This is a genomic window from Rosenbergiella sp. YN46 (assembly GCF_036620675.1).
Classification (GTDB): domain Bacteria; phylum Pseudomonadota; class Gammaproteobacteria; order Enterobacterales; family Enterobacteriaceae; genus Jejubacter.
This window is the reverse complement of sequence record NZ_JAZHEE010000001.1, coordinates 1-16,233: the sequence shown is the minus strand read 5'-3', so window position 1 is coordinate 16,233 and position 16,233 is coordinate 1. Positions and strand designations below refer to the sequence as shown.

The window sequence follows — 16,233 nt, the reverse complement described above, 5'->3', positions numbered from 1 at the left end:
AATTAGCGGGCCCGCTTTTTCGGCCGGTATTTTTCCGGTATGGGGGGAACCGGGCGTCGATCGTCTATCAGGTGGAACACCGTCAGAATGGGATGGCGCCACAGCATACGCGGGCCGGCCCAGCGCATAATTTCACGCATCTCTTCACGCGCTGCTGGCTGGTAGCAGTGGATCGGGCACTGGCGGCAGGCGGGTTTCTCTTCACCGAATGCGCAGCGCTCAAGGCGCTTTACGGCGTAGCCGTAAAGCTTTTGATAGTGTTCGGCGTCGGAACGGGCCTGGGGGCAAGCGCGCTGGTACAGCGCAATCATGCGGCGAATGGTGAGCTGTTCCCTGCGAATGCGTTTTCCTGCCATGACGGAACTCCGGCTTGTTAAAGGTGTATCTATTATGCATTTTAACACCTTTACCTTCCCGCTGACCAGCGCTCACTGATGTCAGCTTTATGGCGGCACTCTCGTGAACCCGGGCAAAGCAATTGCAACCAGCCTCCGGACAGGGCATGATATTTGCGCCTGAACAACAAGGAGTATTTATGCAGGAGTTAGTCTCTTTTTTTAGAGAATATGGATTAGCCGCTTTTCTTAAGAACCATGGGATAGAATTAAACCAGACGGTATTGTTGGTTATGGTTCTGGTCGTCATTTTTATTACGGCTTTAATTATTCATTTCATTCTGCACCGTATCGTGCTGAAAGCTTTCGAGAAGAAAGCGCACGCCAGCTCAAAGCTGTGGCCGCAGATAATTACTCAGAATAAACTATTTCATCGCCTGGCGCTGGTGTTTCAGGGGGTGGTTGTCAACGTTCAGTCCGCGGTCTGGCTGCATGGCAATGGCGCAGGTGAGGTGCTGTCCCTGTGTGCCCAGCTATGGATTATGCTTTACTCGCTGCTGGCGTTCTTTTCACTACTGGATGTTTCCCTTGGGCTGTCGCGCCGCTTTGCGTTTTCTTCACAATTGCCGCTAAGAGGCATTTTCCAGGGCGTGAAGCTGATTGCGGCCATTGTGGTTGGCATCCTGATGATTTCCCTGCTGATTGGTAAATCTCCGGCCATTCTTATCAGCGGTCTTGGCGCGATGGCCGCCGTGCTGATGTTGGTCTTTAAGGATCCCATTCTGGGGCTGGTGGCGGGCATTCAGCTATCGGCCAACAATATGCTGAGGATCGGCGACTGGCTGGAGATGACCAAATATGGCGCAGACGGCTCGGTTATCGATATCGGTCTGACTACGGTGAAGGTACAGAACTGGGATAACACCATTACCACTATCCCGACATATTCGCTGGTGTCTGACGCGTTTAAAAACTGGAGCGGTATGTCCCAGTCCGGCGGGCGTCGGATTAAACGTAGCTTTAATATCGATACCACCAGCGTTCATTTCCTGTCGCCGGAAGAAGAAGCTCGTCTGATCCGCAGCAATTTGCTGAAGCCCTATCTGGACGCCAAGCATAAAGAGCTGGGCGAATGGAATAGCCAGCACGAGACCGAGGTTTCGCCGCTTAACGGGCGGCGCATGACCAACATCGGCACCTTCCGGGCCTATCTGACCGAATATCTGCAAAATCACCCGCGCATCCGTAAGGATATGACGCTGATGGTGCGTCAGATGCAGCCGGACGACAATGGCCTGCCGCTGGAAGTCTATGCGTTTACCAACACTGTCGCCTGGCTGGAATATGAGGCGATTCAGGCCGATATTTTCGACCATATCTTCGCCATTATTGATGAGTTCGGGCTGCGGGTACATCAGTCTCCGACCGGGAATGATATTCGTTCTCTGGCGTCGCTTGCCCGCTCCGTACAGCCGTAAAGTTAACCGTAACGAATAAACGGGCCTGCGGGCCCGTTTTTTTTTGCCAAAAAAAAACCTGCCGGGAGAGGCAGGTGGAAGATAGCATTGACCTGAAAATCTACGTAAGTCCGGTGTACCAGGATCTCTCAGCACACGAAATCAGTATAGATGGTTTCGGTTTTTTTTATTTTATTTAAGAGTATTCCTGGTAATGAAAATCTTCAGGCGGGCTGTTACGCTATTTTGTGATAAGCGACAGAGGCATAGTAAATGATATTCGCCACACTTATGGCGTAGATAAACGTAAATAAAAAGGGATCACCGAATGAAAAAAAGAATAATTGCTGGCGTTCTTGGGGCATTACTGTCTTTACCCGTTCTGGGCGCAACGCAGGAAGCGCCGCAGGGTTACCAGCTGCGCCAGGTTTTGCTGCTGAGTCGCCACAATCTGCGGGCTCCGTTAGCCAATAACGGCAGCGTTCTGGCGCAGTCCACGCCCCGTTCCTGGCCTAAATGGGAAGTGCCTGGCGGTCAGTTGACCACCAAAGGCGGCGTACTGGAGATCTATATGGGGCGCTATCTGCGTCAGTGGCTGGAAGAGCAGGGATTGGTGAAAGGCGATAGCTGCCCCGACGATCGCCAGGCGTACTTCTATGCCAACAGCCTGCAACGCACGGTGGCGACGGCGCAGTTCTTTGCCGCGGGCGCCTTCCCGGGCTGTAATATCCAGGTTCATCATCAGGCTAAAATGGGAACGATGGATCCGGTCTTTAATCCGGTAATTACCCGGGACGACCCCGCTTTTAGCAAGGCGGCCGTGAGTGCGATGGAAGCCCAGCGTAGTCGCTATGCGCTGGACGACAGCTTTAAGCTGCTGGAAAAAATTGCCGACTATAAAGATTCTCCTGCCTGCAAAGAGAAACACCAGTGCGAGCTGAGCGGTGGCAAAGACAGCTTCAGCGCCAGAGTGCATGAGGAACCGGGGGTTAGCGGGCCGCTTAAGGTGGGTAACTCGCTGGTGGATGCTTTCACCCTTCAGTATTACGAAGGCTTTCCTGAGCAGGAGGTCGCCTGGGGCGAGATTAAGAGCGATCGCCAGTGGCAACTGCTGTCCGCTTTAAAGAATGGTTACCAGGAGTCGCTGTTTACCTCTCCCCAGGTTGCCCGTAACGTGGCCGCGCCATTGATCGGCTATATCGATAAAGCGCTGGAAGCGCCTGCGGATAAGGCGCCGGTGTTGACGATGCTGGTAGGGCATGATTCCAATGTCGCTTCGCTACTGAGCGCGCTGAACTTCCGGCCTTATCAGCTGCCCGGCCAGTATGAACATACGCCGATTGGCGGCAAACTGGTGTTTCAGCGCTGGCATGACGGGCGCGCTAATCGTGAGCTGATGAAGGTGGAGTATGTTTATCAGAGTAGCGATCAACTGCGAAAGGCCCAGCCGCTGTCGCTGGACAATCCGCCGCAGCGGGTTACGCTGGAGCTGGCGGGATGCCCGACAGACGATAACGGTTTTTGCCCGATGGATAAGTTTACTGCGCTGATGCGTCAGGCCGCTGCCGCTAAGTAATAGCGCCATATTTCCGCCCTCTCCGCAAGAAGGAGAGGACGGATGTCAGTCAATAGCAGGGTCAGACGTTCTGGCGTTCGATGGTCTGTTCGCCCCAGAACAGGGAGTCTTTGTCGGTGCGGGAAAAAGCCAGGGCCAGGACTTCATCGTTGCCTTCTTCCCAGATCTGTTCCGCTTTTTTCTCATCGTAGTCCGCAATTTCAAAAATCGCCTCGGCTATCTCCGGCGAGGTATTACGCAAGGATGCCCATTCGCCAACGTTATGCTTTTTGGACTCTTGATTTAACATGCTTTCCTCCCGTTGGGATCCGACTTAACCGTTCAGTTTTACAGCCAGCCCTGCGACATATTCGCCCTGGTAACGGGCAATCGCCAGCTCTTCTTCGCTCGGCTGGCGGGAACCGTCGCCGCCGGCGATGGTGGTAGCGCCGTAGGGGGTGCCGCCGCGCACCACGGAAACATCAAACAGCTCCTGGGCGGCGTAGCCGATGGGGACAATCACCATGCCGTGATGGGCGAGGGTAGTCCAGGTGGATGAGATAGTATGCTCCTGACCACCGCCAGTGCCGGTAGAACTGAAGACGCTGGCCAGCTTGCCGTAAAGCGCGCCGGATGCCCACAGCCCGCCGGTCTGATCCAGAAAGGTGCGCATCTGACCCGACATATTGCCGAAGCGCGTAGGGGTACCGAAGATGATGGCATCGTAGTCGGCCAGCTCCTGCGGCGTGGCGACCGGCGCGTTCTGGGTTTTTCCGCCCGCCTTTTCAAAGACGTCAGGCTTCATGGTTTCCGGTACGCGTTTCAGCGTGACTTCCGCGCCGTTTACCTTCTCTGCACCCTCGACGATGGCGCGCGCCATCGTTTCAATATGTCCATACATGGAATAATAGAGTACCAGTACTTTAGCCATTCGCCTTACTCCTTAGTTTTATGCGTAGCAGCACAACGCTGCCTTCATATAAAGATTATGACGTGCTGGCCAGAGTGCAAACCAGAGCGCACTTTCCATGACTTATCGCAAGCAAGCACGATAAATTCGGCTCTGTTCTGTAGCATCGGGACACATTTTTTCTGTCTGGCTTTTTGACTCCATAAGAGCGGCTTAGCGGATGGCGAAAATCGGGCGGGGCGGTAATTTCGTTATGGTATTACAAAATGTAACGGTGCTCTGATTAGCCGGGGCGGCTGAACTACCCTTGTAATGACGCGGGTAATACTGGCGTTTGTCGCCAGCCGCGGGGTTAAATCTTTTTGTGTAACGCACTCTCACCATTTCACAACTCCGGAGGTCGGAAATGGCAAACCATCGTGGCGGTTCAGGTAATTTTGCCGAAGACCGGGCAAGGGCATCCGAAGCGGGCCGTAAAGGGGGCCAGCGTAGCGGTGGGAACTTTAAGAATGACCCACAGCGTGCTTCTGAGGCCGGCAAAAAAGGGGGAAGAAACAGCCACGGCGCGCGTAACAGCGAATAATCGACCGGGCTGTTAACCACCAGACGTTCCCTGTCTCTAATGCCGCCGGGGCGAGAGTCCCGGCGGTTTTCTTTATGGAGGCGCTGTTGATCGACAGGTGTTTTGTCCGACGGTCGCCTTTTGCTATTCTGTCGCCAAAAATAGCAGGGAGTAGGCGCATGGCGGACAGCGCAACAAAACCAGGGCGACGTTCTCAGGCGGTCGCGGCGAAAAAAGCGGCGATTCTGAGCGCCGGGCTGGACTATTTTTCCCGTTTTGGCCTTCATGGCGCAAGCCTCGAACAGGTGGCGGAGCGGGCAGGCGTCTCAAAAACTAATCTGCTTTATTATTATCCGTCGAAAGAGGCGCTCTATGTGGCGGTAATGCGTCAGATTCTGGACGTCTGGCTGGCGCCACTGCGGGCCTTTCGCACCGATCTGGAGCCGCTGGTGGCCATCGGCGACTATATCCGGCTCAAGATGGAGGTTTCCCGGGACTACCCGCAGGCATCCAGGCTGTTTTGTCTGGAGATGCTTCAGGGCGCGCCGCTGTTAATGGGCGAGCTGGAAGGTTGTCTGCGGGGACTGGTAGCGGAAAAGTCGGCGATTATCAGCGGCTGGGTGGCCAGCGGTAAGCTGGCTCCCGTCGATCCCCACCACCTGATTTTTATGATCTGGGCCACAACCCAGCACTATGCCGACTTTTCCACCCAGGTCGAGGCGGTGACGGGCCAGACCCTGGCGGACGCCGACTTCTTTCGTCGGGCCGTCGCCAGCGTTCAGCAGATGATCCTGGATGGCGTGCGTCCGCGCTAGCGCTGGGACGGCACCGGGCAGCTCAGATCGCCTTCGTCGCAGTGGGAGAACGACGCCAGAAACCCGTTGCGTTCACGGGTTTTATCGGTCAGACACTGATTCCAGACCAGCGCCTGGGCGCTGCCGCCTTCGGCGCCGGAGCTGAGAAATTTACAATCGGCGTCGCGCACTTTAATCCATGCCTCTTCCGATAGCTTTAACAGCTCCTGCTGCTGGGGGCTGGCGCGTTGCAGCAGTGACTGATAAGTCTGATTCAACTGCTGGTCCGCTTTTTTATATTCGGCGGCAGCGCATTGATTCATGTCGGTTTGCGATTGGGCATCCGCGCAGTCCGCGGCCCAGGCGGACTGACCCAGCAACAGGCTGGCGGCAATAAGATAACGATATTTCATAGTACTCCCCTGAAAAAGGCTCCTTTAACAAGGAGCCTTTTCACTGTAGCGAAGCCTTAGCCGATTGTCATCAGGCTGGCGTTACCTCCCGCCGCCGCGGTATTGACGCTCAGGGAGCGTTCGACGTACAGCCTTTCCAGCAGCAGGTTAGTTTCGCCGTGGGCGAAGCCCTGTACCGTGACAATGGCGCCGTCCCGGGCAGCAACGAATTCGCACAGCTTGCGTAACTGGTCGGAATCGCCGTGGAAGATGACCGCATCGAAGGGCTGGCTGAATAGCTTATCGGCGGTGGCGAAATCGATACGCTGGCTGACGCTCTGGGGCAGGCGTTTAGCCAGAGTGCGCTGCATTGGTTCATCGGGCCACAGCGCCCGGCTGCCCACAGCAGTGACCGCAGCCAGTTGGATCAGCGCATCCTCTTCGTTATCGGCCACGCACAGCACCCGCGTTCTGGGCATCAGGGTCCAGGTGTTACGCTCGCCGGTGGGGCCAGGCAGGGAACGCAGGCTGCCGCTTTGTGCCTGTTCGGCAAAGTGCTGGCACAGAGCGTGAAATTCCGGGCGCTCTTCCGCCCAGTCGGTCAGGGCGCTGTGGGCCTCCTGCAACGCCGCCTTCAGATGCATATTCGCCGGATACATTCGGTCATGGCGGGCAAGGGTGGTCAGCACCGCATCGTCCGGACGGCTGCTCAGCAGTCGATAGAGATAGAGCGGGCCGCCCGCTTTCGGGCCGGTGCCGGAAAGCCCCTCGCCGCCGAAAGGCTGTACGCCGACTACGGCGCCGACTATGTTGCGGTTAACGTACATATTGCCGACATGGGCCTGTGAGGTGACCTGGGCGATGGTTTCATCAATACGGGTATGAACCCCGAGCGTCAGGCCGTAACCTGCGTCGTTAATCTGCTGAACCAGCGCGCTCAGTTTGGCGCGGCTGTAGCGCACCACGTGCAGCACCGGGCCAAACACTTCGCGCTTCAGTTCGTCAAAACTTTCCAGTTCGATAAGCGTCGGCGGCACAAAGGTGCCACTCTGCCATTCGCGTACGTCCTGGCTGTTTTCCTGGGCGGCCTGGAATACCCGGCGCCCTTTGGCGCGCATGGCCTGGATATGGCGTTCGATATTCTGTTTGGCTTCGCTGTCGATGACCGGCCCGATATCGGTAGTCAGACGACCCGGGTTGCCCATCCGGCATTCGGCCATGGCGCCTTTCAGCATTTTCAGGGTGTGATCGGCCACCTCTTCCTGCAGACAGAGAACGCGCAGGGCGGAGCAGCGCTGGCCGGCGCTGTCGAAGGCGGAGATAATCACATCCTGTACCACCTGCTCGGTCAGAGCCGATGAATCGACGATCATGGCGTTCAGGCCGCCGGTTTCTGCGATGAGCGGCGTCGGGCGACCCTGGGGGTCGAGGCGACTGGCGATGTTGCGCTGCAGCAGCGTCGCCACCTCGGTGGAGCCGGTAAACATCACGCCGCGCACCCGGGGATCCGAGGTCAGGCGAGCGCCGACGGTTTCACCACGGCCAGGCAGAAGCTGAACCACACCCGGCGGCACTCCGGCCTCCAGCAGCAGTTCAATGCCCTGAGCGGCGATAAGCGGCGTCTGTTCGGCCGGTTTGGCCAGCACGCAGTTACCGGCGGCCAGAGCTGCGGCTACCTGGCCGGTAAAGATCGCCAGCGGGAAGTTCCAGGGACTGATACAGACCACCGGCCCCAGCGGGCGATGGGTTTCATTGTCAAAATCATTACGTACCTGACAGGCGTAATAGCGCAGGAAGTCCACGGCTTCGCGCACTTCGGCAATGGCGTTACCGAAGGTTTTCCCCGCTTCGCGCACCAGAATGCCGATCAGCGGCTGCATCTGATCTTCCATCAGAATCGCGGCGCGTTCGAGAATTGCGGCGCGCTCGGCAGGTGGGGTGGCGAACCAGATATCGGCCTGATTGATCGCGTTTTCCAGCGCCTGTTCCACTTCTTCATCCCGCGCCTCGCGTACGTAGCCGACAATATCCGTCGGTTCGGCCGGGTTAATCACTGCCTGAAGTTCGCTTTCGTGTACTTTTACCGTCTGTTCCAGAATCGGCAGTGCCTGCCACTTCTGACTGGCGCTGTTAAGCAGCGCGGAAGAAAGGGAGGCCAGTCGGTGTTCATTGTCCAGATCCAGCCCCAGCGAGTTGGCACGCTCTTCGCCATACAGATCTCGCGGCAGCGGAATTTTCGGATGCGGCAGCCCCGGCAACCCTTCCCGGGCGCTTAGCTTATCGACGGCGACCACCGGATCGGCTACCAGTTCGTCGATGGAAAGCGTGCTGTCGGCGATACGATTGACGAATGAGGTATTGGCGCCGTTTTCCAGCAGGCGCCGCACCAGATAGGCCAGCAGGGTTTCATGGGTTCCCACCGGCGCATAGATACGGCACGGACGGTTCAGTTTGCCGTCGCTGATTTTCCCCACTACCTGCTCATAGAGCGGCTCGCCCATGCCGTGCAGACACTGAAATTCATACTGCCCCGGATAGTAGTTCTGTCCGGCCAGATGATAGATAGCCGCCAGCGAATGGGCATTGTGGGTGGCGAACTGAGGATAGATCAGGTTTGGTACCGACAGCAGTTTACGGGCGCAGGCCAGGTAGGAGACATCGGTATAGACCTTACGAGTGTACACCGGGTAGCCTTCCAGCCCCTCGATCTGGGCCTGTTTTATTTCGCTGTCCCAGTAGGCGCCTTTTACCAGACGGATCATCAGGCGGCGGCGGCTGCGGGTGGCGAGATCGATAAGGTAGTCAATCACGAACGGACAGCGCTTCTGGTAAGCCTGGATAACGAAACCGATGCCGTTCCAGCCTTCCAGCTCCGGCTCAAAACACAGCTTTTCCAATAGATCGAGGGAGATCTCAAGGCGACTGGCCTCTTCGGCGTCGATATTGATTCCGATATCGTACTGGCGTGCCAGCAGGGTTAATGCCTTAAGGCGCGGATAGAGTTCGTCCATCACCCGATCGAACTGGGCGCGGCGATAGCGGGGATGCAGGGCGGAAAGCTTGATAGAAATTCCCGGCCCTTCATAGATTCCACGACCGTTGGATGCCTTGCCGATAGCGTGGATCGCCTGCTGATATGACAGCATATAGGCATCGGCGTCGGCGGCGGTCAGAGCCGCTTCGCCCAGCATATCGTAGGAGTAGCGGAAGCCTTTATCTTCCAGGCGGCGGGCGTTGGCCAGCGCTTCGGCGATGGTCTCGCCGGTGACGAACTGCTCGCCCATCAGGCGCATCGCCATATCCACTCCTTTACGGATCAGCGGTTCGCCGCTCTTGCCGATAATGCGATTCAGCGAACGGGAAAGATTGGCTTCGTTATGGGTAGAAACCAGCCGTCCGGTCAGCAGCAACCCCCAGGTGGCGGCATTAACGAACAGTGACGGGCTGCGCCCGAGGTGTGACTGCCAGTTGCCGTTGCTGATTTTGTCGCGGATTAGCGCGTCGCGGGTACCTTTATCGGGGATGCGCAGTAGCGCTTCGGCCAGGCACATCAGCGCTACCCCTTCCTGTGAAGAGAGTGAAAACTCCTGCAGCAGCCCCTGCACCATGCCGGCGCGCCCGCCGGCGCTTTTCTGATTACGTAGCTTACTGGCCAGCTGATGGGCGAGGGTATGCGCCTTCTGGGCCACATCGGCAGGCAGACGTGCCTGTTCAAGAATCATCGGCAGCGCGTCGGTTTCCGGGCGGCGCCAGGCGGCGGTAATCGCGGCGCAGCTAACGCTCTGGGGCAGGATCTGCTCGGCGAACTCCAGGAACGGCTGGGGCGTTTCGTCGACTGGCGCGTTTCCTTCATCGATATCACCGCTATTGGCGGCTCCGGCCAGCAGCGCAGGCAGCTCCGGCAACTCCTCGTTATTTTCCAGGCGCTGAAGATAGTTAAAAATCGCCTGTTTAATCAGCCAGTGCGGCGTCCTGTCGATTCGTGAGGCGGCGGCTTTAATGCGCTCGCGGGTCTCTTCATCCAGTTTTACCCCCATCGTGGTGCTGGCCATGCCTGTGCTCCTGTCTGTGTTCGTAATGGTCTGTGAAAAAATATTGCTACCGGGCAATATCTAATATGTTGCAACTTTGTGCAACCACGTTAAATGTGACGAAGATAGCAACACTGAAACCGCGCAGAATTATTACCGCCGACAGTGGCATTATTTTTTCTGGATTTACCCGAAAGGGCGGTGTTTACTGACGCGCTTAACATTTTTTAAGGGTGCAACCTATAAAAGTGTGAGCCAGTGCAACCTATAAGAAAACTTAAGCTGAACCTGGGGCGAGCATGTGTAACTGATATGTTAAAGCATTTGTAAACACACTGCGCTTACGGCAGGATGGATCGCCGCGAGTGAAACGACAAACGAGACCCGTCACGTTCCGGCGGTGTCAACCTGGGGTTTTACCCGGAAACAACATCGGAGAATCGAATGAGTATTAGCACACCGATGCTGGTGACTTTCCTGATTTATATCTTTGGCATGATATTGATTGGTTTTATCGCCTGGCGTTCTACAAATAATTTTGACGACTATATTCTGGGCGGCCGTAGTCTCGGCAGCCTGGTCACGGCGCTTTCCGCTGGCGCTTCGGATATGAGCGGCTGGCTGCTGATGGGGCTGCCGGGCGCCATCTTTCTGGCCGGGATTTCAGAAAGCTGGATAGCAATCGGGCTTGCTCTTGGCGCCTGGCTGAACTGGAAGCTGGTCGCCGGACGTTTACGCGTCCAGACCGAGGCCAATGATAACGCGCTGACGCTGCCAGATTACTTTACCAGCCGCTTTGCGGATAACAGCCGCCTGCTGCGGATTATCTCGGCGCTGGTTATCCTTGTCTTCTTCACCATCTACTGCGCGTCCGGCATTGTGGCTGGCGCACGCCTGTTTGAAAGTACTTTCGGTATGGATTACACCACCGCGCTGTGGGCCGGGGCGGCGGCGACCATCGTCTACACCTTTGTGGGGGGCTTCCTGGCGGTGAGCTGGACCGACACCATTCAGGCGGCGCTGATGTTTTTTGCGTTGATAATAACGCCGGTGGTGGTGTTGTTTACCGTCGGTGGGTTGGGCGATTCCCTTGAGGTGATTAAACAGAAAAGCATCGAGAACATTGATATGTTCAAGGGGCTGAATATCGTCGCCATTATTTCGCTGCTGGGCTGGGGGCTGGGATATTTTGGCCAGCCCCATATTCTGGCGCGTTTTATGGCGGCGGACTCTCACCGTACCATCGTCAGCGCACGTCGTATCGGTATGGCGTGGATGATTCTGTGCCTGCTGGGCTCTGTAGGGGTTGGTTTCTTTGGCATTGCTTATTTTTCCGATAACCCGCAGCTGGCCGGGGCGGTGAATGACAACAGCGAACGTATCTTTATTGAGCTGGCGCAGATTCTGTTTAACCCCTGGGTTGCCGGTATCCTGATGTCGGCCATTCTGGCGGCGGTGATGTCTACTCTGAGCTGCCAGCTGCTGGTCTGCTCCAGCGCCATTACTGAAGATCTCTACAAGGCTTTCCTGCGCAAAGGCGCCAGCCAGCGCGAACTGGTGTGGGTAGGGCGCATCATGGTACTGCTGGTGGCGCTGGTGGCTATCGCCATGGCGGCAGACCCCAATAACCGGGTGCTGGGGCTGGTAAGCTACGCCTGGGCTGGATTCGGCGCCGCTTTCGGGCCGGTGGTCATTCTGTCGCTGTTCTGGTCGCGCATGACCCGTAACGGGGCGCTGGTTGGTATGATTATCGGCGCGGTGACCGTGGTGGTATGGAAACAGTTTGAATGGCTGGATCTGTACGAAATTATTCCGGGCTTCCTGTTCGCTACTCTGGGCATTGTGGTGGTCAGCCTGATGGGGAAAGCGCCATCTCGCGATGTGGTTGAGCGTTTTAATAAGGCGGATCAGCACTTCCGTGATATTCCTGCGGTTAAGCTACAGCAGGCCGAGTAATCTCTGCGGGCTGCCCCTGGCGGGGCAGCCTTATTTCTTCTGGCGTCCCTCCCATATCGCTGTCTGATTCCGCAGACCCTATACCTGTTATTGATTAAACATTAATGGCTGTATAAAAAATAGCCTTTCTGACGTTTATTAAATAATATGTTGCAATATTGATAACTTTTAGTGTAATTAAAGAGAAGAGCGGTAGTTCCCGGCAGTGAAAGCCATTTTCACAATGGAGATCGCGAATGGTAGCGTCCAGAACTGGACACCTGAAAACGACAATCCATACTCCCCAGCTGGCAGGCATTGCCACCGGCAATGCTCTCTTCACCGCTCCATATTTCTTCACGATACACACTGTCATCACCGATGCGGCATCTGCCTCATGGCAGCGATGTCGCGTCTCCTCAACCGGCAATTATTGGCTTAAAAGGGAGCCAACCTTCTTTGTTTGTGCGCATCATCGTGCCTGTAAGCAGGTGCGGGTAGTGAAACCAACCAGTCAAGGTGCCATCCATGGGAAGACAAAAAGCAGTGATCAAAGCTCGTCGCGAAGCCAGACGTTTGCTGAGACGGGACTCACGCAGCCACAAGCAGCGTGAAGAAGAGTCGGTCACCTCGCTTGTACAGATGAGCGGCGTGGAATCTATCGGCATGGCCAGGGACAGTCGGGATAATTCGCCCATTGAGGCGCGTAATGCCGCGCAGGAGCGCTATCTGAGAGCCATTGAACGCAAGAAGCTTATCTTTGCCACCGGCGAGGCCGGATGTGGCAAAACCTTTATCAGTGCGGCAAAAGCCGCAGAGGCCCTGATCCACAAAGATATCGACAGGATCATCGTGACCCGACCAGTATTGCAGGCTGACGAGGATCTGGGCTTTTTGCCCGGTGATATCGGCGAGAAGTTCGCTCCCTACTTCCGACCGGTCTATGACATTCTGCTACGGCGCCTGGGGGCTTCGTTTATGCAGTACTGCCTGCGACCGGAGATAGGTAAGGTGGAAATTGCGCCTTTCGCCTATATGCGCGGCCGTACCTTTGAAAACGCGATGGTGATTCTGGACGAGGCGCAGAACGTGACCGCCGCCCAGATGAAGATGTTCCTGACCCGCCTTGGGGAAAATGTCACCGTTATCGTCAATGGCGATATCACCCAGTGCGACCTGCCATCTGGCGTGCTGTCCGGGCTGGAGGATGCGCTGCGGCGCTTTAGCGACGATGAGATGATTAGCGTCATCCGCTTTACCAAAGAGGACTGTGTGCGTTCGGTACTCTGCCAGCGTGCGCTCAACGCTTACGCTTAACCTGAAAATGAATCATCACGGGCCCGGCACGGCGTGCCGGGCCCGTGCGTTTTTCGGTCAGACGGCTACAGGGAAGGGGAGCGGTTTACCAATAAAATAGCCCTGCATATGGCTGACTCCCAGCCGTTGCAGCAGTTCCTGATGCTGGTGGCTTTCGACAAACTCGGCGACCACCTGCATCTTTTTCTCGCTGGCAATCTCGCAGATGGATTTCACAATCTTCTGATCGAGGGTGTCATTCAGAATATTACGTACGAACAGCCCGTCTATTTTGATGACATCGGCCTGCAAACTCTTCATCCGTTCATAGTTGGCATAGCCACGTCCGAAATCGTCTATAGCGATACGAATCCCGCTTTCCCGCAAACGCGTCAGGTTTTCTCTGGCGCGCGCTTCATTCAGAAATAGCTGCTCTTCGGTCACTTCGATGGTGATGCACGAAGTGGCGACCTGATGACGCGCGAACAGGGCGAGAATCTTTCCGGCTATGCCTTCGCAGCCCAGAGTGGTCGGCATTAAATTTACTGAATAGTGACAGGTAATATCGTCACGCGCTGCAAGCGTCGCCAGCACTTTATCCAGCACCTGCATGTCGAATTTTTCACACAAATCGAATTCATCGATCAGCGGTAAAAATTTGTCTGGTGTGAGGATTTCGCTGCCATACGCCAGGCGAGACAGCACCTCGGCGTAGCTGGCGTGCGGCTCCTGCCCCTGAATTTTTTGCTGATAGAGCCGCAGGCCGTCCTGTTCCAGCGCCGCTTTCACTTTGTGGTAAAGGTGGGCGGTTTCCGACACCAGACGTGCCGTCTGATCCTGCTCACCATTCAGCGGACGTAACCTGGAGGAGCGATCGCCGGATTTGGCCAGATGGCCGAGTTCACAAATCAGCTGATAAAGATCGGCCTTATCGCTGGGGAGCGTGCCCCAGGCAATGGTGTAATCCAGTTCGACGGATTCACTACGCCAGTTGATTTCAATGCGCATCAGCGTTTGATGAATAAGCTGCAACCGGCGACGGATATTGTCGCCGTGCAGGGTGAACAGCGCGTAACAGCCGGGGATCTGATAAACAGATTCCCGCTTCTGTAGCCGGGATTGCAGGGCAATCGCCAGACGTCTGGCGACGTCAAGGCGAAAGGCGGGCCCGTACAGCTTTTCCAGACGCTCCAGCCCTGAAACCGAGACAAAACACAGGGTATCGGCGTTGCCGGCCTGCGGCAGTTCCTGCTCCAGCGCGCGCATGTTGGGAATATGTAGTAGCGGATCGGTCATGGCCATACTCTGGAGTTTTCTGGCCGCTTTTCCCAGTCCGAGTTGAATACCGGAGAGATAGATGTTGGCGATATTAAAGACGATAAACAGGGCAGAAAAGCAGACCAGCAGCTTTTCGCGATCTACCAGATCGGTAAATGCGTCATTGTTTTGAATCAGTAGGTAGATGGAGAGTGACCACAGTACGGAAATGAGACGATAGTTAACGTGAACCATACCGTAAATAAAGGTCAGAAAAATAAGCGGAATACAGTAACCGGACAGAATCATGGAAGTGCCGGCGGTACAGAAATAACTCAATAGCACCGTTAACATCAGAAGCCAGATTAGCGTCTTACTGCGCATTTCCGGCAGGATATAGGATAAGTAAAAACGCCTGGCGTAGGTCGGTGAGAAAAGCATCCTCAACAGGTGATAGAATGCGGCGGTAAAGGAGATAACCGGTAGCATAAAGCTTTGCAGATTAATAATCAGAGTAACGGCTTCATGCAGAGAGAAGTAGTACTGAAAATCATCCTGAATATTCATGACATACCCCACCAGATATAGCAGCATCTGGGCGATAACCGGGTACAATAGTCCATAGAACAGCAGGCGTGAGGCAATCGCATAACCGGAGCCAAAGCTGACGTGCGCCTTCTTACCCAGCCGCTGTTCCAGGCAGAAATACACCAGGCCTATTGGCAGGATCAAGGCGCAGACAATCAGTAGCGTTTCGCTGAGGCTGGAGTTCAGGGTTGACCACAGCGCAATAAAAAAACCAATAAAAAGTGGCGCTATCGCAGGCAGTCCGAAAATAGAAACTACGGCGACAGCGAAGCTAATCGGAATATAGGCGATATATTCCGGTGTCTGATTCAAAAGGACGATAGGGGATCCGGCGCGTAATAGAGGAACCGCGACGGCCGTCATCACAAGAATAATGATAAATTGTTTGGCGCTGGTGTAAATAACATTCATGTATGGTGTTAAGTAACTGACTTCACAAAAAGGCATGAGAAAAATCGGATGGCAAACGCAACGGAGTGCCTCCGGAGCAGCGGCAGACAGCCGGAGACAGGATGCCCCAGCAACATCAATGTGTATTATGTAGCACGCGTCACTTTTTTATGCAATATAACCTTGTTGGTTCTTATTGAACTTAACGACGGGATAACAATATTAATGGTTTAAAAATATAAATCTGGTGCAATTTATTTACCTCAGGGCGTTAATGGTTCAGTTATTTTCCACCGGTAGATGATTACCTGCAAAAAAAATGTGGTTTATTAAAAACAGACTGAGCGATGAACGGGATCGGCGTTGTTGGAAAAAACTGAGATGTTTTTTCACCTTTTCTGCTCGTTGAATTCAGGTTGAGTTCCTGTACGGCATGGGCAAAAAGCGGGCATTAGCCCGGGCTCTCTCTTTAAATATGGCGGTGAGGGAGGGATTGACTCGCTGCGCTCGCCCTGCGGGCAGTCTCCTCGCGGGCTCGTCGCCTGTCCAGCGGGCTGAAGCCCGCTGTCGAACCCTGTCGGGGGTTCTCACCCTCCCGGGTTGAGCGACATAAACGAAAAAGCCCGGGCATTAACCCGGGCTCTCTCTTTAAATATGGCGGTGAGGGAGGGATTGACTCGCTGCGCTCGCCCTGCGGGCAGTCTCCTCGCGGGCTCGTCGCCTGTCCAGCG

12 protein-coding genes are annotated in these 16,233 nt (G+C 55.4%); 6 read left to right on the top strand and 6 right to left on the bottom strand.

The genetic code is table 11. The features are described 5' to 3' along the window. Window positions 1-2: 2 nt before the first annotated feature. A complete protein-coding gene (locus V3W49_RS00060; RefSeq protein ID WP_500142825.1) occupies window positions 3-356 on the bottom strand; it encodes a nitrous oxide-stimulated promoter family protein in 354 nt (117 codons plus the stop codon). Between the two features lie 179 nt (window positions 357-535). On the opposite strand from V3W49_RS00060, the gene V3W49_RS00055 reads away from it, so the two are divergent. Both V3W49_RS00055 and agp read left to right on the top strand, forming a co-directional pair. Next, window positions 536-1,813 (top strand): mechanosensitive ion channel family protein, encoded by a 1,278-nt coding sequence (locus V3W49_RS00055; protein ID WP_500142823.1) that lies wholly within the window; start codon window positions 536-538, stop codon window positions 1,811-1,813. A 307-nt stretch (window positions 1,814-2,120) separates the two neighbouring features. After that, window positions 2,121-3,368 (top strand): bifunctional glucose-1-phosphatase/inositol phosphatase, encoded by a 1,248-nt coding sequence (gene agp, locus V3W49_RS00050; protein ID WP_500142821.1) that lies wholly within the window; start codon window positions 2,121-2,123, stop codon window positions 3,366-3,368. Between the two features lie 61 nt (window positions 3,369-3,429). Here agp and V3W49_RS00045 read toward each other — a convergent pair whose 3' ends face one another. Together V3W49_RS00045 and wrbA are read right to left on the bottom strand one after the other, a co-directional pair. Further along, on the bottom strand, window positions 3,430-3,657 hold the full coding sequence (locus tag V3W49_RS00045; protein WP_500142819.1) for a YccJ family protein: 228 nt from the start codon (window positions 3,655-3,657) through the stop codon (window positions 3,430-3,432). Between the two features lie 24 nt (window positions 3,658-3,681). Next, window positions 3,682-4,278 (bottom strand): NAD(P)H:quinone oxidoreductase, encoded by a 597-nt coding sequence (gene wrbA, locus V3W49_RS00040; protein WP_500142817.1) that lies wholly within the window; start codon window positions 4,276-4,278, stop codon window positions 3,682-3,684. 385 nt (window positions 4,279-4,663) lie between these two features. On the opposite strand from wrbA, the gene V3W49_RS00035 reads away from it, so the two are divergent. Both V3W49_RS00035 and rutR read left to right on the top strand, forming a co-directional pair. Then, the gene (locus tag V3W49_RS00035; RefSeq protein WP_138096901.1) at window positions 4,664-4,840 is read left to right on the top strand and encodes a con-10 family general stress protein; all 177 of its coding nucleotides are present in this window, start codon (window positions 4,664-4,666) and stop codon (window positions 4,838-4,840) included. Between the two features lie 158 nt (window positions 4,841-4,998). Next, on the top strand, window positions 4,999-5,634 hold the full coding sequence (gene rutR / locus V3W49_RS00030; protein WP_500142815.1) for an HTH-type transcriptional regulator RutR: 636 nt from the start codon (window positions 4,999-5,001) through the stop codon (window positions 5,632-5,634). Here the strand turns inward: rutR and V3W49_RS00025 are convergent. Together V3W49_RS00025 and putA are read right to left on the bottom strand one after the other, a co-directional pair. Then, the gene (locus V3W49_RS00025; RefSeq protein WP_500142814.1) at window positions 5,631-6,026 is read right to left on the bottom strand and encodes a lysozyme inhibitor LprI family protein; all 396 of its coding nucleotides are present in this window, start codon (window positions 6,024-6,026) and stop codon (window positions 5,631-5,633) included. The genes rutR and V3W49_RS00025 overlap by 4 nt on opposite strands. Window positions 6,027-6,082: 56 nt before the next feature. Continuing rightward, complete coding sequence (putA, locus tag V3W49_RS00020; RefSeq protein ID WP_500142812.1) at window positions 6,083-10,057, bottom strand: trifunctional transcriptional regulator/proline dehydrogenase/L-glutamate gamma-semialdehyde dehydrogenase; 3,975 nt, start codon at window positions 10,055-10,057, stop codon at window positions 6,083-6,085. A gap of 423 nt (window positions 10,058-10,480) precedes the next feature. Between putA and putP the strand changes: the two genes are divergently transcribed. Beyond that, complete coding sequence (gene putP, locus V3W49_RS00015; protein ID WP_500142810.1) at window positions 10,481-11,992, top strand: sodium/proline symporter PutP; 1,512 nt, start codon at window positions 10,481-10,483, stop codon at window positions 11,990-11,992. 507 nt (window positions 11,993-12,499) lie between these two features. Continuing rightward, on the top strand, window positions 12,500-13,288 hold the full coding sequence (phoH, locus tag V3W49_RS00010; protein WP_500142809.1) for a phosphate starvation-inducible protein PhoH: 789 nt from the start codon (window positions 12,500-12,502) through the stop codon (window positions 13,286-13,288). Between the two features lie 57 nt (window positions 13,289-13,345). Here phoH and V3W49_RS00005 read toward each other — a convergent pair whose 3' ends face one another. Beyond that, window positions 13,346-15,424 (bottom strand): EAL domain-containing protein, encoded by a 2,079-nt coding sequence (locus tag V3W49_RS00005; RefSeq protein ID WP_500142808.1) that lies wholly within the window; start codon window positions 15,422-15,424, stop codon window positions 13,346-13,348. Window positions 15,425-16,233: the final 809 nt, after the last annotated feature.

What these genes read in the sequence shown, in the direction of transcription:
- V3W49_RS00060 (WP_500142825.1), bottom strand. Translation starts at nt 356, where the DNA reads ATGGCAGGAAAACGCATTCGCAGGGAACAGCTCACCATTCGCCGCATG.
- V3W49_RS00055 (WP_500142823.1), top strand. Translation starts at nt 536, where the DNA reads ATGCAGGAGTTAGTCTCTTTTTTTAGAGAATATGGATTAGCCGCTTTT.
- agp (WP_500142821.1), top strand. Translation starts at nt 2,121, where the DNA reads ATGAAAAAAAGAATAATTGCTGGCGTTCTTGGGGCATTACTGTCTTTA.
- V3W49_RS00045 (WP_500142819.1), bottom strand. Translation starts at nt 3,657, where the DNA reads ATGTTAAATCAAGAGTCCAAAAAGCATAACGTTGGCGAATGGGCATCC.
- wrbA (WP_500142817.1), bottom strand. Translation starts at nt 4,278, where the DNA reads ATGGCTAAAGTACTGGTACTCTATTATTCCATGTATGGACATATTGAA.
- V3W49_RS00035 (WP_138096901.1), top strand. Translation starts at nt 4,664, where the DNA reads ATGGCAAACCATCGTGGCGGTTCAGGTAATTTTGCCGAAGACCGGGCA.
- rutR (WP_500142815.1), top strand. Translation starts at nt 4,999, where the DNA reads ATGGCGGACAGCGCAACAAAACCAGGGCGACGTTCTCAGGCGGTCGCG.
- V3W49_RS00025 (WP_500142814.1), bottom strand. Translation starts at nt 6,026, where the DNA reads ATGAAATATCGTTATCTTATTGCCGCCAGCCTGTTGCTGGGTCAGTCC.
- putA (WP_500142812.1), bottom strand. Translation starts at nt 10,057, where the DNA reads ATGGCCAGCACCACGATGGGGGTAAAACTGGATGAAGAGACCCGCGAG.
- putP (WP_500142810.1), top strand. Translation starts at nt 10,481, where the DNA reads ATGAGTATTAGCACACCGATGCTGGTGACTTTCCTGATTTATATCTTT.
- phoH (WP_500142809.1), top strand. Translation starts at nt 12,500, where the DNA reads ATGGGAAGACAAAAAGCAGTGATCAAAGCTCGTCGCGAAGCCAGACGT.